Annotated in this window: 16 protein-coding genes; 15 read left to right on the top strand and 1 reads right to left on the bottom strand. The window is 62.5% G+C overall.

The features are described from left to right. Nucleotides 1-15: 15 nt before the first annotated feature. On the bottom strand, nucleotides 16-1374 hold the full coding sequence (glmU, locus tag GWL_RS18490; RefSeq protein WP_008333094.1) for a bifunctional UDP-N-acetylglucosamine diphosphorylase/glucosamine-1-phosphate N-acetyltransferase GlmU: 1359 nt from the start codon (nucleotides 1372-1374) through the stop codon (nucleotides 16-18). 299 nt (nucleotides 1375-1673) lie between these two features. Here glmU and GWL_RS18485 point away from each other — a divergent pair, with 299 nt between their 5' ends. The 15 genes from GWL_RS18485 (at nucleotide 1674) to GWL_RS18415 (ending at nucleotide 14890) form a co-directional block, all read left to right on the top strand. Further along, entirely contained in the window at nucleotides 1674-2666 is a 993-nt protein-coding gene (locus tag GWL_RS18485) for a hypothetical protein (protein WP_008333092.1), read from the top strand. 62 nt (nucleotides 2667-2728) lie between these two features. Then, a complete protein-coding gene (pseB, locus tag GWL_RS18480) occupies nucleotides 2729-3730 on the top strand; it encodes a UDP-N-acetylglucosamine 4,6-dehydratase (inverting) (RefSeq protein ID WP_008333091.1) in 1002 nt (333 codons plus the stop codon). Then, a complete protein-coding gene (pseC, locus tag GWL_RS18475; protein WP_008333090.1) occupies nucleotides 3730-4893 on the top strand; it encodes a UDP-4-amino-4,6-dideoxy-N-acetyl-beta-L-altrosamine transaminase in 1164 nt (387 codons plus the stop codon). The genes pseB and pseC overlap by 1 nt, the downstream gene beginning before the upstream one ends. 225 nt (nucleotides 4894-5118) lie before the next feature. Beyond that, nucleotides 5119-6216 carry an aromatic ring-hydroxylating dioxygenase subunit alpha gene (locus GWL_RS18470; protein ID WP_237713601.1) on the top strand — a complete coding sequence of 366 codons (1098 nt, stop codon included), beginning with the start codon at nucleotides 5119-5121 and terminating at the stop codon, nucleotides 6214-6216. A 9-nt stretch (nucleotides 6217-6225) separates the two neighbouring features. After that, the gene (pseG, locus tag GWL_RS18465; RefSeq protein WP_008333088.1) at nucleotides 6226-7275 is read left to right on the top strand and encodes a UDP-2,4-diacetamido-2,4,6-trideoxy-beta-L-altropyranose hydrolase; all 1050 of its coding nucleotides are present in this window, start codon (nucleotides 6226-6228) and stop codon (nucleotides 7273-7275) included. Then, on the top strand, nucleotides 7272-8333 hold the full coding sequence (gene pseI, locus GWL_RS18460; protein WP_008333087.1) for a pseudaminic acid synthase: 1062 nt from the start codon (nucleotides 7272-7274) through the stop codon (nucleotides 8331-8333). Before pseG ends, pseI begins: the two co-directional genes overlap by 4 nt. Beyond that, nucleotides 8333-9091, top strand: coding sequence for a cytidylyltransferase domain-containing protein (locus GWL_RS18455; RefSeq protein WP_008333086.1), 759 nt, complete (start codon nucleotides 8333-8335; stop codon nucleotides 9089-9091). Before pseI ends, GWL_RS18455 begins: the two co-directional genes overlap by 1 nt. Next, nucleotides 9088-10254 carry a class I SAM-dependent methyltransferase gene (locus GWL_RS18450; RefSeq protein ID WP_008333085.1) on the top strand — a complete coding sequence of 389 codons (1167 nt, stop codon included), beginning with the start codon at nucleotides 9088-9090 and terminating at the stop codon, nucleotides 10252-10254. The genes GWL_RS18455 and GWL_RS18450 overlap by 4 nt, the downstream gene beginning before the upstream one ends. A gap of 27 nt (nucleotides 10255-10281) precedes the next feature. Next, nucleotides 10282-11373, top strand: a complete 1092-nt coding sequence (locus GWL_RS18445) for a 3-oxoacyl-ACP synthase III family protein (protein ID WP_008333070.1) — start codon at nucleotides 10282-10284, stop codon at nucleotides 11371-11373. Then, nucleotides 11370-12134: an SDR family NAD(P)-dependent oxidoreductase gene (locus GWL_RS18440; RefSeq protein ID WP_008333068.1), complete on the top strand. Its 765-nt coding sequence runs from the start codon at nucleotides 11370-11372 to the stop codon at nucleotides 12132-12134. The genes GWL_RS18445 and GWL_RS18440 overlap by 4 nt, the downstream gene beginning before the upstream one ends. A gap of 123 nt (nucleotides 12135-12257) precedes the next feature. Then, nucleotides 12258-12485, top strand: coding sequence for an acyl carrier protein (locus GWL_RS18435; RefSeq protein ID WP_008333067.1), 228 nt, complete (start codon nucleotides 12258-12260; stop codon nucleotides 12483-12485). A 24-nt stretch (nucleotides 12486-12509) separates the two neighbouring features. Next, nucleotides 12510-13268 (top strand): SDR family NAD(P)-dependent oxidoreductase, encoded by a 759-nt coding sequence (locus GWL_RS18430; protein ID WP_008333065.1) that lies wholly within the window; start codon nucleotides 12510-12512, stop codon nucleotides 13266-13268. A gap of 85 nt (nucleotides 13269-13353) precedes the next feature. After that, nucleotides 13354-14070 carry an alpha/beta fold hydrolase gene (locus GWL_RS22780; protein WP_237713603.1) on the top strand — a complete coding sequence of 239 codons (717 nt, stop codon included), beginning with the start codon at nucleotides 13354-13356 and terminating at the stop codon, nucleotides 14068-14070. Continuing rightward, nucleotides 14067-14645 (top strand): GNAT family N-acetyltransferase, encoded by a 579-nt coding sequence (locus GWL_RS18420; protein WP_008333060.1) that lies wholly within the window; start codon nucleotides 14067-14069, stop codon nucleotides 14643-14645. The genes GWL_RS22780 and GWL_RS18420 overlap by 4 nt, the downstream gene beginning before the upstream one ends. Beyond that, complete coding sequence (locus GWL_RS18415) at nucleotides 14633-14890, top strand: hypothetical protein (RefSeq protein WP_008333056.1); 258 nt, start codon at nucleotides 14633-14635, stop codon at nucleotides 14888-14890. Before GWL_RS18420 ends, GWL_RS18415 begins: the two co-directional genes overlap by 13 nt. Nucleotides 14891-14896: the final 6 nt, after the last annotated feature.

The raw sequence follows: 14896 nt of genomic DNA, 5'->3' as shown, positions 1-14896 counted from the left end.
CTCACTTCGCCGCGCCTATTTCCTGATCTTGACCGGTCGTTGCCAGCCCGCCAGCGACAGCTGTTTGGCGCGCGACAAGGTCAGTTGCCCGGCCGGGGCGTCCTTGGTCAGCGTGGTGCCCGCGCCGATGGTGGCACCCCTGCCCACGCGCACCGGAGCAACCAACTGGCTGTCGCTGCCGATGAAGGCGTCGTCTTCGATGATGGTGCGGAATTTGTTGGCGCCGTCGTAGTTGCAGGTAATCACCCCGGCGCCGACATTGACGCCGCTGCCCACGTCTGCATCGCCGACGTAGGCCAGGTGATTGGCTTTGCTGCCCACGCCCACGATGCTGTTCTTGACCTCGACGAAGTTGCCGATGTGCACGTCCTGCGCCAGTTCGGTGCCGGGGCGCAGGCGCGCGTAGGGGCCGATCTGTGCGCCGGCGCCGACCACCGCATCTTCGATATGGGTGAAGGGTTTGATGGTCACGCCCGCACCGATGCGCGCATTGCGGATCACGCAGTGGGCACCGATGCTGCTGCCTGCGCCGATGCTGACCTGGCCTTCGAAGACGCAGTTGACGTCGATGCTCACATCACGTGCACATTCCAGCACGCCGCGCACATCGATGCGGGCCGGGTCGGCCAGGGTCACGCCGGTTTCCAGCAGGCCATGGGCGATGTTGCGCTGGTGGACGCGCTCCAGCTCGGCCAGTTGCACCTTGCTGTTCACGCCCAGGGTCTCGGTTACGTCGTCGGGTTGGGCCGAGACCACTTCCACGCCATCGGCCACGGCGGCCGCGATCACGTCGGTCAGGTAGTACTCGCCCTGGGCATTGTTGTTGGAGAGATTGGCGAGCCACTGGCGCAGCCGCGCCGTGGGCGCAACGATGATGCCGGTATTGACTTCGCGGATGGCGCGCTCGGCCGCGCTGGCATCCTTCTGCTCGACGATGCGCTTGATCCGGCCGTCCTCGCGCACGATGCGGCCATAGCCGGTGGGGTCGTCCAGGGTCACGGTCAGCACGCCCAGCTTGTCGTGGCCGGCGGCCTCCAGCAGGCGCCGCAGGGAAGCTGCGGTGGTCAGCGGCACATCGCCATACAGCACCAGGGTGGGTACGTCATCGTCAAGATGCGGCGCGGCCAGCATGACTGCATGCCCGGTACCCAGCTGCGGTTGCTGCAGGGCAAAGGCCAGGCCCTGGCCGGCGAAAGCCTGCGGTACGGCATCGCCGCCATGGCCGTAGATCACGCACAGCTGCGTGGGCGCAAGCTGGCGCGCGGTATCGATGACATGGCCCAGCAGGGGCTTGCCGGCCAGCGGATGCAGGACCTTGGGCAGGGAGGATTGCATGCGTTTGCCCATGCCGGCGGCGAGAATGACGATGTTCATGGCAGTGTGAAGCCAAGGAGGCAAAAGAAAAAAGGACCGAAACTGGAGCGCGGAGTCTACCATGCGCACCATCCATTCCCCAGGGGATTGAGCGCCCGGTATCCCGGTCTGGATGTTGCATTGGTGGCAATTTCATAAATCAGGAATAAACCTCAAAAGTCATATTAATCTCCTGATGTAGTTGCAGACGACCATGATTAAATGACTAAAAACAATGTTGATGCGTCTACCCGTGAGGCATTGCGTCTTCAATGTTTCCTTCTTACGGTTGCGCCCACCTTTGGCGCCCAGGCGACTCCATGGCAACTGAAAAAACTTTTGATCTGCTCTACATGCACAGTCCGATCACCTATTCGATCGGGCGTCATCTTGTCGAGAATGGCTATCTGGAAAACGAGCTGCTCGTGGTCTGCGGGCGCAACACGCAATGGGACGGGCCCTTCATCAGCGTGGAAAATGATGGTGTGTGGTCGATCTCGCGCACCTGCGATTATCTGGAAAAGATCTGTGCAGTCCTGAAGGGCTATGCCGCGATCGGCCTGAACCTCTACGTGCCGCACAGTGGTTTTCTGGTGGGCAAGCTCTTCAGCATGGCCGGGGTGGTGCGCAAGGTGCACTACATCGAGGAAGGGACGGCCGCCTACGATCCCTCCAACGTTCTCACGCCATGGACCAGCCCGGAGATCGATGTCGGTCTGCTCACCGATGAGCTCGAGCGTCGAGGCATCCTGGATGTGCTCCAGATCGACCGCCAGCGTCTGGCCGGTCTCAATGCGATGGATTCCTGGTTCTTCAATCCGCGCCTGCCCGGTTTTGCAGGTGCCTTCTGCGTCTCGGACAAGGCCTTCCCAACGCTCTCCGAGGTCACGGTGCTGCCGATGAGCACGCGCGAGATCATTCCGGCCAATGAGACCGTCTGGCTGTGTCTGCTGCCGTGCCTGATCAACTTCGTTGCCGAGCACGAGAAGAACAAGCCCCTGCTGGACAAGTTCCTGTATGGCCTGCTGATGATGGTGCGCATGCAGGCGGCCCTGGTGAAAAACGTCGGCGGTGCACTGGTCATCAAGTTCCACCCGGCTGATGACGCGTATTTCAACGAAGGGTTCAAGAACAATTTCTATGCGATGGGGACCGGCTACCGTGATTTCTTCGACATGAACGATTTCCCCGTCGGCTATGAACCGGCCTTGTACAACTTCACGAAGTTCATCGTGGTCAACGATTCTTCCGCCTTGCTGTATGTCCGACAGTTCCGCGGGGAGGACAGCGTCGTCCCGGTCAAACTGGACTGAAGACGGATCCCTGATCCACGCGCCCGGCATCGCAGTCATCTCACTTACCGCAACGGCACATCATGCTTACCAACCAGTCCATTCTCGTTACCGGTGGTACCGGGTCATTCGGCCATACCTTTGTTCCGATGACCCTGGCCAAATACAACCCGCGCCGACTCGTGATCTTCTCTCGCGATGAAATGAAGCAGTGGGAAATGGCCAAGCTGTATGCCGACGATAGCCGCGTGCGCTTCTTCATCGGTGATGTGCGCGACAAGGATCGTCTGGGACGCGCCCTCTCCGGCATCGATTACGTTGTCCACGCCGCCGCCACCAAGATCGTGCCGACGGCGGAATACAATCCCTTCGAATGCGTCAAGACCAATGTCATCGGCGCCATGAATCTCATCGACGCCTGCATCGATCACGGCGTCAAGCGCGTGGTGGCGCTTTCTACCGACAAGGCCAGCAGTCCCGCCAATCTCTATGGTGCCACCAAGCTGGCCTCGGACAAGCTCTTCGTGGCCGGCAATTCGTATTCGGGCGGCAACGAGACCCGCTTTGCGGTGGTGCGTTACGGTAACGTCATGGGGTCGCGCGGTTCGGTGATTCCTCATTTCATGGCGCTGGCGGAGAGCGGGAAAAAATTTCCCATCACCGATGAGCGCATGACGCGCTTCATGATCACGCTGGAGCAGGGTGTGGAACTGGTATGGCATGCCTTCGAGGACATGGTGGGCGGGGAAATCTACGTCAAGAAAATTCCCTCGATGCGACTGCCGGATATCGCCCGTGCAGTGCGTGCCGATGCCGAGTTCGACATCGTCGGCGTGCGTCCCGGCGAGAAGCTGCATGAGCAGATGATCGGCATCGAGGATGCGCCCTACACCTACGAATATCCCGAGCATTTCAAGATCCTGCCGGCCATTCACAAATGGAGCGAAGATCCGGCCCGGATTCGCGATGGTCACAAGGTCGCTGCCGATTTCGTCTATTCGTCCGACAACAACCAGGAGTGGATGTCCTCGCAAGAGTTGGCAGGGTGGATTGCGGCGCATCGCAATGTCGTCGGAAAACTCTGATGACTCCCATTCCTTACGGCCGACAGGACGTCACGCAGGACGATATCGATGCCGTGGTCGAGATCCTGCGATCGGACTTTCTCACCCAGGGACCTGCCGTCCCTGCCTTTGAGCAGACGCTGCAGGCGCATTGCCAGGCCAGTCATGCCGTGGCTTTCTCCAATGCCACGGCGGCCCTGCACATCGCCTGCCGTGCGCTGGAGGTCGGACCGGGCGACCTGGTCTGGACCTCGCCGATCACCTTTGTGGCCAGCGCCAATTGCGCACTGTATTGCGGTGCCGAGGTCGACTTCGTCGATATCGATCCGCGCACCTGGAACATGGACCCGCAAGCCCTGGCGGCCAAGCTCGAGCAGGCCAGCCGCAGCGGACGACTGCCCAAGGTGGTCATCCCCGTGCACCTGTGTGGCCAGTCTTGCGACATGCGTGCCATCGGCGCGTTGGCTGCGCAATATGGGTTCAAGGTGATCGAAGACGCGTCCCATGCCATCGGTGGAACATACGCGGGCGAGCCCATCGGCAATTGCCGCCACAGTGATATCACGGTCTTCAGCTTTCATCCGGTCAAGATCATCACGACCGGGGAGGGTGGCGCCGCGCTGACCCGGAGCGACCTGCTGGCGAGCCGCCTGCGTCTGCTGCGCAGCCACGGCATTACGCGCGAGGCCGGGCTGATGCAGGAGCCCCCTCATGGCGACTGGTATTACGAGCAGATCGATCTGGGCTTCAACTATCGCATGACCGATATGCAGGCCGCCCTGGGCAGCAGCCAGGCCAAGCGCCTGGAGCAGGTGGTGGCGCAGCGGCACCGTATCGCGCAGCGCTACGATAGCCTGCTGGCCGACTTGCCACTGCAGCTTCCGTGGCAGTTGCCGCAGACCTATTCCGGCATGCACCTCTACGTCGTGCTGGTGGGCGAGCAAGCCGGGCGTGATCGCAAGGCCGTCTTCGATGGCTTGCGCGCGGACGGCATCCTGGTCAACGTGCATTACCTGCCGGTCTACCGGCAGCCCTATTACCGCCAACGGGTGAGTTGCGATCCTGCCCAGTTCCCGCATGCCGAGCACTATTACGCCCATGCGATCTCGTTGCCCATGTATCCGGGTCTCAGTGAGGCGCAGCAGGATTTCATCTGCGAACGACTGGCTTTTTACCTTGCCTAGCGCTGTTATTTTCGCTTCAGTTGAGGTGCTGCAACCCGGCGTGAAGTCTTGCTGAGCGTGGCTTGTGCCGGCAACGATAATGTTGCAGCTGCTGACCGGTGACGAGATGGCCACTGCGCCGGGCACGGCAAGCCCACTCAATCTGATACGAATACGGAAACTTCAATGACTTCTTCGTCGCCATTTCCTGACGCTTTCCCGGCTGCAACGGACCAGGATGTCTCGATGCAGCCTGGCTATTATTTCGAAGACAGCGTCCAGCAACAGGAGCGCGAACGCATCTTTGCCCGCTGCTGGAATTTCGTCGGTTTTGCCGAACAGGTCGCCGAGCATGGTCAGTTCCTGACGGTGGAGATCGGCGGCACCTCGGTCGTGGTCCAGAATTTTCAGGGCGAGCTGCGCGCGCTGCACAATGTCTGCACGCATCGTTTCGCCAAGATCCAGGAAGAGAAATGCGGCAAGCGCGCGCTGACCTGTCCTTATCATGGCTGGACCTACGACAAGGAGGGCACGCCCTTCATCCCCGGCAATGCCAAGTACTTCCAGCTCGATGACGCCGGCCGCAAGGCCCGTGCGCTGCGCAGTTTCAAGCTGGAGCAGTGCGGTCGCTTCCTGTTCGTGCGGCTGGCCGAAGAGGGACCGACCCTGCCGCAATACCTGGGGCCCTACGCGGACATCCTGCTGCATCTCTCGGAGATATTCACGGACCAGGTCGATGACCAGCGCAGCCTCTGGCAGGCCAACTGGAAGCTGGGCGTGGAGAGTGTGCTGGAGGTCTACCATGTGGGCCTGGTGCACCCGGAGAGTTTCAAGAATTACGTGCAGGCACGCTGGGAGATCGATGTCGGCGAAGGCTTCAACAACGGTGTGGCCTATCTTTCCGAGAACAGCGCCAAATGGTGGGATGGGGTGCGTCAGCGCCTCAAGCTGCACCAGAGCCAGCGTTTCCCGAACTATGACCACTTCTTCATCTTCCCGAACCTGGCCATCGGTCTGTCCCATGGCTGCCTCATGAGCGTGCAGACCTATACGCCGCTCACACCGCAGACCAATGAGCTGCATTACCGTATCTTCATGGCCGCCAGCGACCTCGAAGCGGGGCGTCAGGCCGCGGTGCGCAAGGCGGTGGTGGAGAACGTGACCACCTTCAACCGGGTCATTCTCGGGGAAGATCAGCACATCATGGAGCAGGTGCAGAAGGGCAACGCGCAGATGAGCATGGCCCCGGTTCACGGCAGCAACGAAGCGCGCATCCGCAAGTTCCATCAACACTGGCATCACTGGATGAGTCTGGCTTCCGGTGAGAATGCCAGGCGCGACTGAGAGCCCGTCATGTCCTCTTCCCTGGTCCTGTTTCGGGTCGATGCAACTGCGGCGATGGGCATGGGCCACCTGATGCGCTGCCGTGCGATTGCCGAAGCCATCACTGAACAGGGCGGCACGGTCGTGTTTGCCATGGTCGATCCGCTGCCGGCGGCGCAGGCGATGATGGCGGCCATCCCCGCCCAGTTGATCGCGCTGCCGGGGCCGGCCAACAGTGAAGATGACCTGGTCGCTCTGCGGGAATTGATGCGCGTGCTCAGGCCGCGTATCACCGTCGTGGACGGCTATCATCTCGATGACGCCTACCTGCGTGCCGTGGCCCGGGAGGCCCCGCTCGGGGTGCTGTGGGACAGTGCCGAGCATCAGGACGTGGCCGCCGATCTCATCATCGATGCCTCCCCCAACGCGCCCCGGGACGCCTACGCGGCGATCTCGGCGCAAGCCTTGCTGCTGCTGGGGCCGAGGATGGCGCTGATCCGTCGCGACATCCGCCACGCCGCCGCACAGCCGCAGCAGGCGCTGGCTGCGCGTGAGCAGGTGCTCATCAGCTTTGGCGGGTCGGATCCGCTCAATCTCTCGATGGCCTTGCTGCCACTGTTGCGTGAACGCTTGCCGGCCAACGTCGGGTTGACCGTGCTGGCCGGTGCAGCCTATGCGCATCATCAAGATTTGCAGGACCTGGCCGATAAACTAAGTCCGGCAGTACGGGTTGTGGTCAATCCGCCGTCGGTGGTGCCGCTGTTTCTTGGTGCCGGGCTGGTGGTGTCGGCAGCCGGTGGCACCATCGGCGAACTGGTGGCACTGGGGCTGCCGGCGCTGTCGGTGGTGGTGGCGCAGAATCAGGTGGCCGCCAGTGTCGATGGTCCGTATCCCTGCGTGGATGGCCGCACGGCCGCAGCGCCGGAACACATCGCCACGATGGCGGCGGCAATGTGGCAAGATCTGCCGGGACGGGAACGCCTCGTGCAGGGGCTGCGCGGTGTGGTCGATGGCCAGGGTGCCGTGCGTGTGGCCAACGCGCTTCTTACAACACATTTTAGGGAAAGACTTGCGTCATGAATCATGTCAAGATCGCCGATCGCGTGATTGGGCCGGGACATCCTCCGTACATCATTGCGGAGATGTCGGGCAACCATAACGGAGAGATCGCGCGCGCCATCGCGCTCATTGATGCAGCCGCCGATGCGGGGGCCGATGCCGTCAAGATGCAGACCTATACGGCAGACAGCATGACGATCGACTCCACCGCGCCCGGCTTTGTCATCGAGGGCGGGTTGTGGGCCGGGCGCAGCCTGTATGACCTCTACCAGGAAGCGGCCACGCCCTACGAGTGGCACCCTGCGTTGTTCGAACATGCGCGCAAGCGCGGCATTGCTCTGTTCAGCAGTCCGTTTGACCGCGCCGCAGTGAAGATGCTTGATGAGCTTGGGGCGCCAGCCTTCAAGATCGCCTCCTTCGAGCTCAACGACTTGCCCCTGATCCGCTATGCGGCCAGTTTCGGCAAGCCGCTGATCATGTCGACCGGTCTGGCCACGCTGGCCGAGATCGAGGAAGCGGTGGAGACAGCCCGCCAGGGAGGCGCCGATGGCGTCATTCTGCTGCATTGTGTGAGCGCTTATCCCAGCGATCCGCGCGAGAGCAATCTGCGCACGATTCCTCATCTGTCGCAAGCCTTCCAGGCACCGGCCGGCCTGTCCGATCATACCCATGGCACTGCCGTGCCGACCGCTGCGGTGGCTCTGGGCGCCAACGTCATCGAAAAGCACCTGTGCCTGGCGCGCGCTGACGGCGGCGTGGATTCGGCGTTTTCGCTGGAGCCGGAAGAACTGCGTCAACTGGTGGTGGCGGCGCGCACGGCCTTCGATTGCCTGGGCGAAGTGACCTACGGTCCGACGCCGGGCGAAGGAAAGGGACGCGACTATCGCCGTTCGCTCTATGCCGTGCAGGATATCGCCGCCGGTGCCGCCTTCACCGCCGAGAACGTGCGCTCCATCCGCCCGGGACTGGGGCTGCCGCCCAAGCATCTCGACACGGTCATCGGTGCCAGCGCCAGCCGCGACATCAAGCGGGGCGAGCCGTTGGCCTGGCCCATGGTAAGGCTTTCCGAGCAGCGCTGATGAGCCATCGACCCAAGGTCGTCTGCATCACGCAGGCACGGACTACCTCGACCCGACTGCCACGCAAGGTCCTGCTCGACGTCATGGGCAAGACCCTGCTGGCGCACCACATCGGGCGCCTGCAACGCAGCGTCACGGTTGATGAGGTGGTGCTGGCCACTACGACCAACGCCAGCGATGATGAAATCGCCGCGCTCGGCGCAAGGCTGGGCGTGAAGGTGGCGCGCGGTCCCGAGCATGACGTCCTGGCCCGTTTCGTCATCGCCGCCAGGATGGCCGAGGCTGAGGTGATCGTGCGCGTGACCTCGGACTGTCCGCTGATCGATCCGGTCTTGCTCGATCAGGTGGTCGCGGCCGTGCTTGAGGATCCGCAGGTGGACTATGCGCATCTGGACATGAATTTCTATCCCCGCGGTCTGGACGTGGAGGTCTTCCGACGTGCATTGCTCGATCAGGCCGACCAGGACAGTGCGACGACTCCCTATGAGCGCGAGCACGTCACGCCCTATATCTATCATCGTCCGGAACGCTATCAGCTGCGCGCCGTAGCGGCGGGAGCAAGCGATCCCGCCGGAGCGCCGGGTTGGCGGTGGTGTGTGGATGAGCCGGCCGATTTTGAACTGGTCTCCCGGATCATGGAAGTATTGTTGCCCGGGCACCCGGATTTCTCCTGGCGCGATTGCGATGCGGTGATGCGACAGCATCCCGACTGGGGGCAATTGAACCAGCATGTCCGGCAGAAAGGAGAAAGCGCATGAACAGCATCCGTTGCGTCATCTGTGATGGCGATGAATGGGATCGCATTGGTGCGGTCCACGCCGGCGAGACCCGCCGCGAGGGGACCTCACTGCAACGCGTCGAGCAGGAATTCGCCTTGGGTGCGTGTCGCAATTGCGGGCATGTCCGCACGATTGAGCAATACGATGCCGCCGTCTTTTCCAGGCTCTATGCACAGGAGAGTCAGCAACCGGTATCCTGGGGCGACCTCAAGGGGGCCGATGCCCTGCAGCCCTATGCGGAGATGGTGGAGCTTGCCGGTGGCGCGGCGCTGAAGTCCTCGGCAGGGCTGATCATCGACGTGGGGTGCGGCAATGGTCCGCTGCTGGTCACGCTGGCCGAACGCTTCGACATTGCCTTGCCACGCCTGCTGGGCATTGATTTCAATCGCATGCTGCCGGACCGGTTTGCGTTCCGGCAGGCCGATCTGAACACCACGGATCTCATGGCGCTGGTGGAGGCCGGCACACCCGTCGATGCCGTCATGTCCTCCCATGTCATCGAGCACGTCCTCGATCCGCGTCGCTTCCTGCGGCAGCTCAAGAAGCTGGTGCAACATTGCGGCGGGGTGATTTACATCGAGACGCCGGACTTCTCCGCCGTCGACGTCGGTCGTCCGGATGTGTGCAATCTGATCCATCCGCAGCATATCAACTATTTCACCGCAGACTCGCTGGCAAAACTGATGGCATCGGTCGGCTTGCTGGTCGAGCATGTCGATACACAGGTCACCGGGGGAATCCCGCGCTTGCGTATGCGGGCGCGCGCCGCGTCCGCCGACGAACCGGCGGCCAGGCTGCGCGCCAGTCTGCAAGCGGGTGTCGAGACCAGGGCGCAGATCGCGCGCAGTCTGATGTGCGCCGGTCCGGTCCTGCTGTGGGGCGCCGGTGGTGATCTCTGGCGCATGCTCGAAGAGCACCCGCAGACAGGGGCCCTGCTGGAAAGCGGTCGGGTACGCATTGTCGATCGTGCGCTGGCCGGTGCGACGATCCATGGCCAGCAGATACTGTCCTCGTCCGATATCCGGAATCAGGAGGGGCCGGTGATCCTCATGCCCGCCTATTCCGGTACCCGCCGCAGCATGATTAATTTTGCCCGGTCTGAAGAGTTCGACGCTAGACTTGTCGACCTCTATGCCCAGTAACGTACTCTGATATTCAGGATCGCCGCCATGCACGCCACAGTCCAAGACATCGCTTTCGCAGGGTTCCGGGTCGCCGTCCCGGTCCATCGTCATTCCTACGTCAGGGAACCCGGCATCTTCACTCCCGCCGAGGCGGAAAAGCTGGAGCAGAGTACCGGCATCTACGAGCGCCGCGTGTTGCCGCCGCATCTGTGTGCCTCCGACATGTGCGTGGCCGCAGCGGAGGATCTGCTGAAGTCGCTGCAATGGGATCCGTCGACGGTGGAAGTGCTGATCTTCGTTTCCCAGGACAGCGATTACAACCTCCCCGCCACGGCCTGTCTGATCCAGAATCGTCTGGGTTTGCCAACCAGTTGCGCAGCGCTTGATATCAACCTCGGTTGCTCGGGCTTCATCTATGCGACCTGGATCGCCTCCACCATGCTCTCCGGGGCCAGTGGCAAGCGGGCACTCGTGCTGTGCGGCGATACCAGCACCAGGCATCTGATGCCCGATGACCGCTCCACCCGCCCCCTGTTCGGTGACGCCGGTGCCGCCGTCGCGCTGGAGAAACGGCCGGGCAGTGGCGCCATGCACGTGGTCATGGGCACCGACGGACGGGGTGCACCGCATATCGTCGTCAAGGCCGGTGGCCGTCGCAACCCGCTCATTCCGCAAGAGCAGCCGATGAATGCGGAGCAGCATGAAGCGGCCTATCGCGATGCCCGCTTGAGCCTGAATGGCCCCGAGGTATTTTCCTTCTCCTTGCGTGCAGTGCCGCCCCTGGTCAAGGCCAATCTGGAACTGGCCGGGGTGAGCAGCGAGCAGATCGATCATTTCGTATTGCACCAGGCCAACAAGCTGATGCTCGACCAGATCCGCCGCAAGATCGCCGTCGATGCCGAGCGCTTCATCGTTGATCTTCACGATTACGGCAATACCAGTTCGGCGTCGATTCCACTGGCCATTTGCAGCAGTCTGGCCGAACAACTGGGCAAGGGCACCCGCAAGCTCATGCTGGCCGGCTTCGGGGTCGGTTGGTCGTGGGCCTCATTGGTCGCCGACGTCGGGCCGATCCCGGCACCGGCGGTCATCGAGATCCCTGACGATTTCCCGCCACTGCGGCTCGGCGGACGATGAGCGAGTCAGGGAAATGGCGGGGACAGCGCATCCTGGTCACCGGCGCGTCCGCCGATTCGGCCATCGGGCTGAGCATCTGCCGGGAGCTGGCCGACCTGGGCGCTGCGCTGGTCCTGCTGGGGCGGCGAAGGGATGCGCTGGAACAGACGCGGGATACCATCGCCCATCCTGAGCGTCACACCGTGGAAGTGATGGACCTGGCCGAGCTGGATGCAATCCCGGCACGGATCAAGGCCATCGCCGCTGAGACTGCTCTGAACGGGCTGGTGCATTCGGCGTCGTTCCAGGGATATTCGCCCTTGAGCCGCATCAATGCCGAGCAGTTCGACCGGTATTTTCATGTCAACGTGGCCGCGCCTCTGATGCTGGCCAAGGGCCTGCGTCAGAAGGGAGTCTCTGCGGCCGGTGCCAGCATGGTGCTCATCGGTTCCGTTGCCGGGCTGCGCGGGCAGAAAGCCCGTAGCCTGTATGCGGCGTCCAAGGCCGCGCTGGTGTCGCTGACCCAGTCGCTCGCGCTGGAGCTGGCTGACAAGCCGATTCGCGTCAACTGCCTGGCCCCCGCCGTCGTGCAGGGCCCCAAGGCCGATGAACAGTTTCAGCTGCTGGCCGAGGCGCAGCGTCAGGCGCTGCTGCAGGCCCATCCGCTGGGACTGGTGCGGCCGCTTGATATCGCCAAGGCATGCGCCTTTCTTCTGGGGCCTGACAGTGCCTGGATCACCGGGGCAACGCTGCCCGTGGATGGCGGCTATCTGGCTGGCTGAGCGGGTTTCCGCCCGGCCTGGCCCCGTTAGAATTGGCCGGGAAAACCGGCGTTTCTTACTTGTATGAAGCCGTGATGCGGGTGTTAAGATGCCTTCCAGTCAATTTGCGTACAGAGGCCCATAGTGAACGATCAAGACATCATCAACGCACTCGCCGAAATTCTCGAAGTGGATGCCAGCGAGATTTCCGCTGCCACGCCGCTCGATACCCTCGATACCTGGGATTCGCTGGCGACCATCAGCTTCATCGCCCTGGTCGATGAAAAGGCCGGTCACGTCCTGGCGGGCGACGATCTGCAAAAGGCCAAGACCATCGGTGACCTGGTCGCACTGGCCAAGGCTGGCAACTGAACCGGCTGCTGTTGCGGCGGTGCCATGACTGATCCCTTCGATCTTGCCGGTCGGCGCATCCTCATCGCAGGCGCCTCGGCCGGCATCGGACGTGCTGCCGCCATCCTGGTCGCCAGCCTTGGCGCCAGCGTGATCCTCAACGGCCGTGACGGCGAGCGCCTCGAGGCCGTGCTGCCCGAACTCGCCGGCGAGGGCCATGCCATTGCTCCCTTTGACGTTACCCGCCTCGATGAGGTGCCCGCCTGGTTCAAGAACGAAGTGTGCCGGCAAGGGCCGCTGCATGGCATGGTCTATTGCGTAGGCGTGCAGCAGACGCTTCCCGTACGCAGTTTCAGTACTGCGCATTTCGACAGAATCATGCACACCAACCTGGGCTCGGCCCTGGCCCTGGCCCGAGGCATGCGGCAGAAAGGATGTGCCGCGCCTGCTGCCTCCATGGTCCTGGTGTCGTCGATCGGTGGTTTTCTCGGTCAGCCGGGCAATGTGGTCTACGGTGCCAGCAAGGCCGGCCTGATGTCTGCCGCGCGCGGCCTGGCCATGGAGCTGTTGCGCGATGGTATCCGGGTCAATTCCGTGGCGCCCGCCATGATCGATACGGCCATGTCGCGCAAGGCCTTTGCCGAGATGAACGAGTCCCAGGTCGCCTCCATCCTGCAACGCCATCCCATGGGCATGGGGCAGCCCGAGGACGTCGCGGCACCCATCGCCTTCCTGCTCTCGGACGCCAGCAAGTGGATCACCGGCACCAACCTGACCGTAGATGGCGGTCATATGGTCGGCTAGGTCTTTCATGGAAGTCACGACGGTTTCCGGTCGGCGCGCCCGGCATCATGTGCTCACTCATGGCCGGGAGAGCTCCTTGCCGATCGTGATGCTGCACGGTTTTCTGGGCGACATGTTTTCCTGGCAGTACTGCATCGTGCCTCTGGCGCGGTACGGAAGGATCATGGCGCTGGATTTGCCCGGTCATGGGCGCAATCTGGCCTCATGGTCCGGTCATCCGGCCGGCTGGCTGGAGGATGCGCTGGACGCTCTTGAGGTGTCGCGCTGCCATGTCGTGGCCCATTCCTTCGGCGCCTGGATTGCCTTGCAGGGGGCATTGCGTGCGCCGGATCGATTCGCCTCGCTGTCGCTGGTGGCCTGCGCCGGACTGGACAGCCGCTTCAATCTTCCCCTGCTGCGCCAGGCGCTGGCGGCCGATGATCTCGACAAGGCGCTGGCGTATGCACAATCGCTGGCCGGAAGGAGCTGCGACAGCGTACCGCGCATGGCGCGTCATCACCTGGAACAGATGGGCAGTGCCGAGCGCCGGTCAATCCTGACTGAGATGCTGGAGGACATGATCGTGACGGCCGCCTCCGGTGAAGCGCGGACCGTGAACTGGGAGGCGCTGCCCATGCCGTTGCGATTCTTCTGGAGTCGCGATGATCGTATCGTTCCCCTGCCGGAGAGTTCGTCCTTCCCGCCTGAGCCGGACCTCGTGCTCAACGAGGATGGCGGTCACATTCCCCACATTCTGCGGCCTGCCTGGCTGACGGCGGGGATCGGCGACTTCCTCGCATCTTTGCAAAGGCAACCCGCATGAGCATCACCTTCCGACGCCCCACCCTGGATGACGCCGCGCTGATCCTGAGCTGGCGCTCGCAGCCACGCATCAACGACATGATGTTTTCGGATGTACAGCCGGACCAGCTCGAACAGCAGCGTCGCTGGCTGGCCGGCTGCGAAGCCCGCAGCGACTACGAACATTTCCTGATCCTGGGCGATGGCGAACCGGTCGGTTTTCTTTCCTATGCCGATATCGATCGTGTCAATGGTCGCTGCAGTTGCGGCTCCTACTTTGGCACCGTCGAGGCTGCCCGCAAGTTCGGGGGACATGTGCATGCCTACTTCATGGATTACCTGTTCTACGTGCTGGGCATGCACAAGAACGTCATCCAGATCATCGACGCCAATCAGCGCGTGCTGAAGCTGCAGAGACTGCTGGGAATGCGGGAAGTCGGTGTACTCAAAGAGCATATAATCAAGAACGGCGTGTATCGGGACGTCCATGTCTTCGAACTGCTCCGCCAGGAGTGGGAGGCGCGCCGCTGGAATACCCAAAGCATCGCTGATAGCCTCAGAGCATTCGGCATAGAGGAGAACAAGTGTCAGCCGTAAATTCCGACGTTCTCGACGTCATCATTGAAAGCCTGCGCGAGTTGCTGGCACAGAAGAACTTCCCGGTGCCCGCCACCCTGGACGCCGATACGGTGTTCCTGCATGGTGAACTGCCGATCGATTCGCTGGACCTTGCGGTATTCCTGCTGGTTCTGGAAGAGAAGATCGGACACGATCCGTTCCGCGAAGGCTTTCGCTCCTTCGTCACGGTCGGTGATCTGGCCGCGATCTATTCCGAGCGTTGAGGCCTG

It is taken from the genome of Herbaspirillum sp. GW103 (assembly GCF_000261365.1).
Taxonomy (GTDB): domain Bacteria; phylum Pseudomonadota; class Gammaproteobacteria; order Burkholderiales; family Burkholderiaceae_D; genus Herbaspirillum.
Note: the sequence above shows the minus strand (reverse complement) of the source record. Positions and strands in the feature narration are given on the sequence as shown.

Coding starts and splice junctions, on each gene's coding strand:
- pseC (WP_008333090.1), top strand. CDS start 3,730: ATGACTCCCATTCCTTACGGCCGACAGGACGTCACGCAGGACGATATC.
- GWL_RS18485 (WP_008333092.1), top strand. CDS start 1,674: ATGGCAACTGAAAAAACTTTTGATCTGCTCTACATGCACAGTCCGATC.
- GWL_RS18450 (WP_008333085.1), top strand. CDS start 9,088: ATGAACAGCATCCGTTGCGTCATCTGTGATGGCGATGAATGGGATCGC.
- GWL_RS18440 (WP_008333068.1), top strand. CDS start 11,370: ATGAGCGAGTCAGGGAAATGGCGGGGACAGCGCATCCTGGTCACCGGC.
- GWL_RS18430 (WP_008333065.1), top strand. CDS start 12,510: ATGACTGATCCCTTCGATCTTGCCGGTCGGCGCATCCTCATCGCAGGC.
- GWL_RS18445 (WP_008333070.1), top strand. CDS start 10,282: ATGCACGCCACAGTCCAAGACATCGCTTTCGCAGGGTTCCGGGTCGCC.
- GWL_RS18470 (WP_237713601.1), top strand. CDS start 5,119: ATGCAGCCTGGCTATTATTTCGAAGACAGCGTCCAGCAACAGGAGCGC.
- pseI (WP_008333087.1), top strand. CDS start 7,272: ATGAATCATGTCAAGATCGCCGATCGCGTGATTGGGCCGGGACATCCT.
- GWL_RS18455 (WP_008333086.1), top strand. CDS start 8,333: ATGAGCCATCGACCCAAGGTCGTCTGCATCACGCAGGCACGGACTACC.
- pseB (WP_008333091.1), top strand. CDS start 2,729: ATGCTTACCAACCAGTCCATTCTCGTTACCGGTGGTACCGGGTCATTC.
- glmU (WP_008333094.1), bottom strand. CDS start 1,374: ATGAACATCGTCATTCTCGCCGCCGGCATGGGCAAACGCATGCAATCC.
- GWL_RS18420 (WP_008333060.1), top strand. CDS start 14,067: ATGAGCATCACCTTCCGACGCCCCACCCTGGATGACGCCGCGCTGATC.
- pseG (WP_008333088.1), top strand. CDS start 6,226: ATGTCCTCTTCCCTGGTCCTGTTTCGGGTCGATGCAACTGCGGCGATG.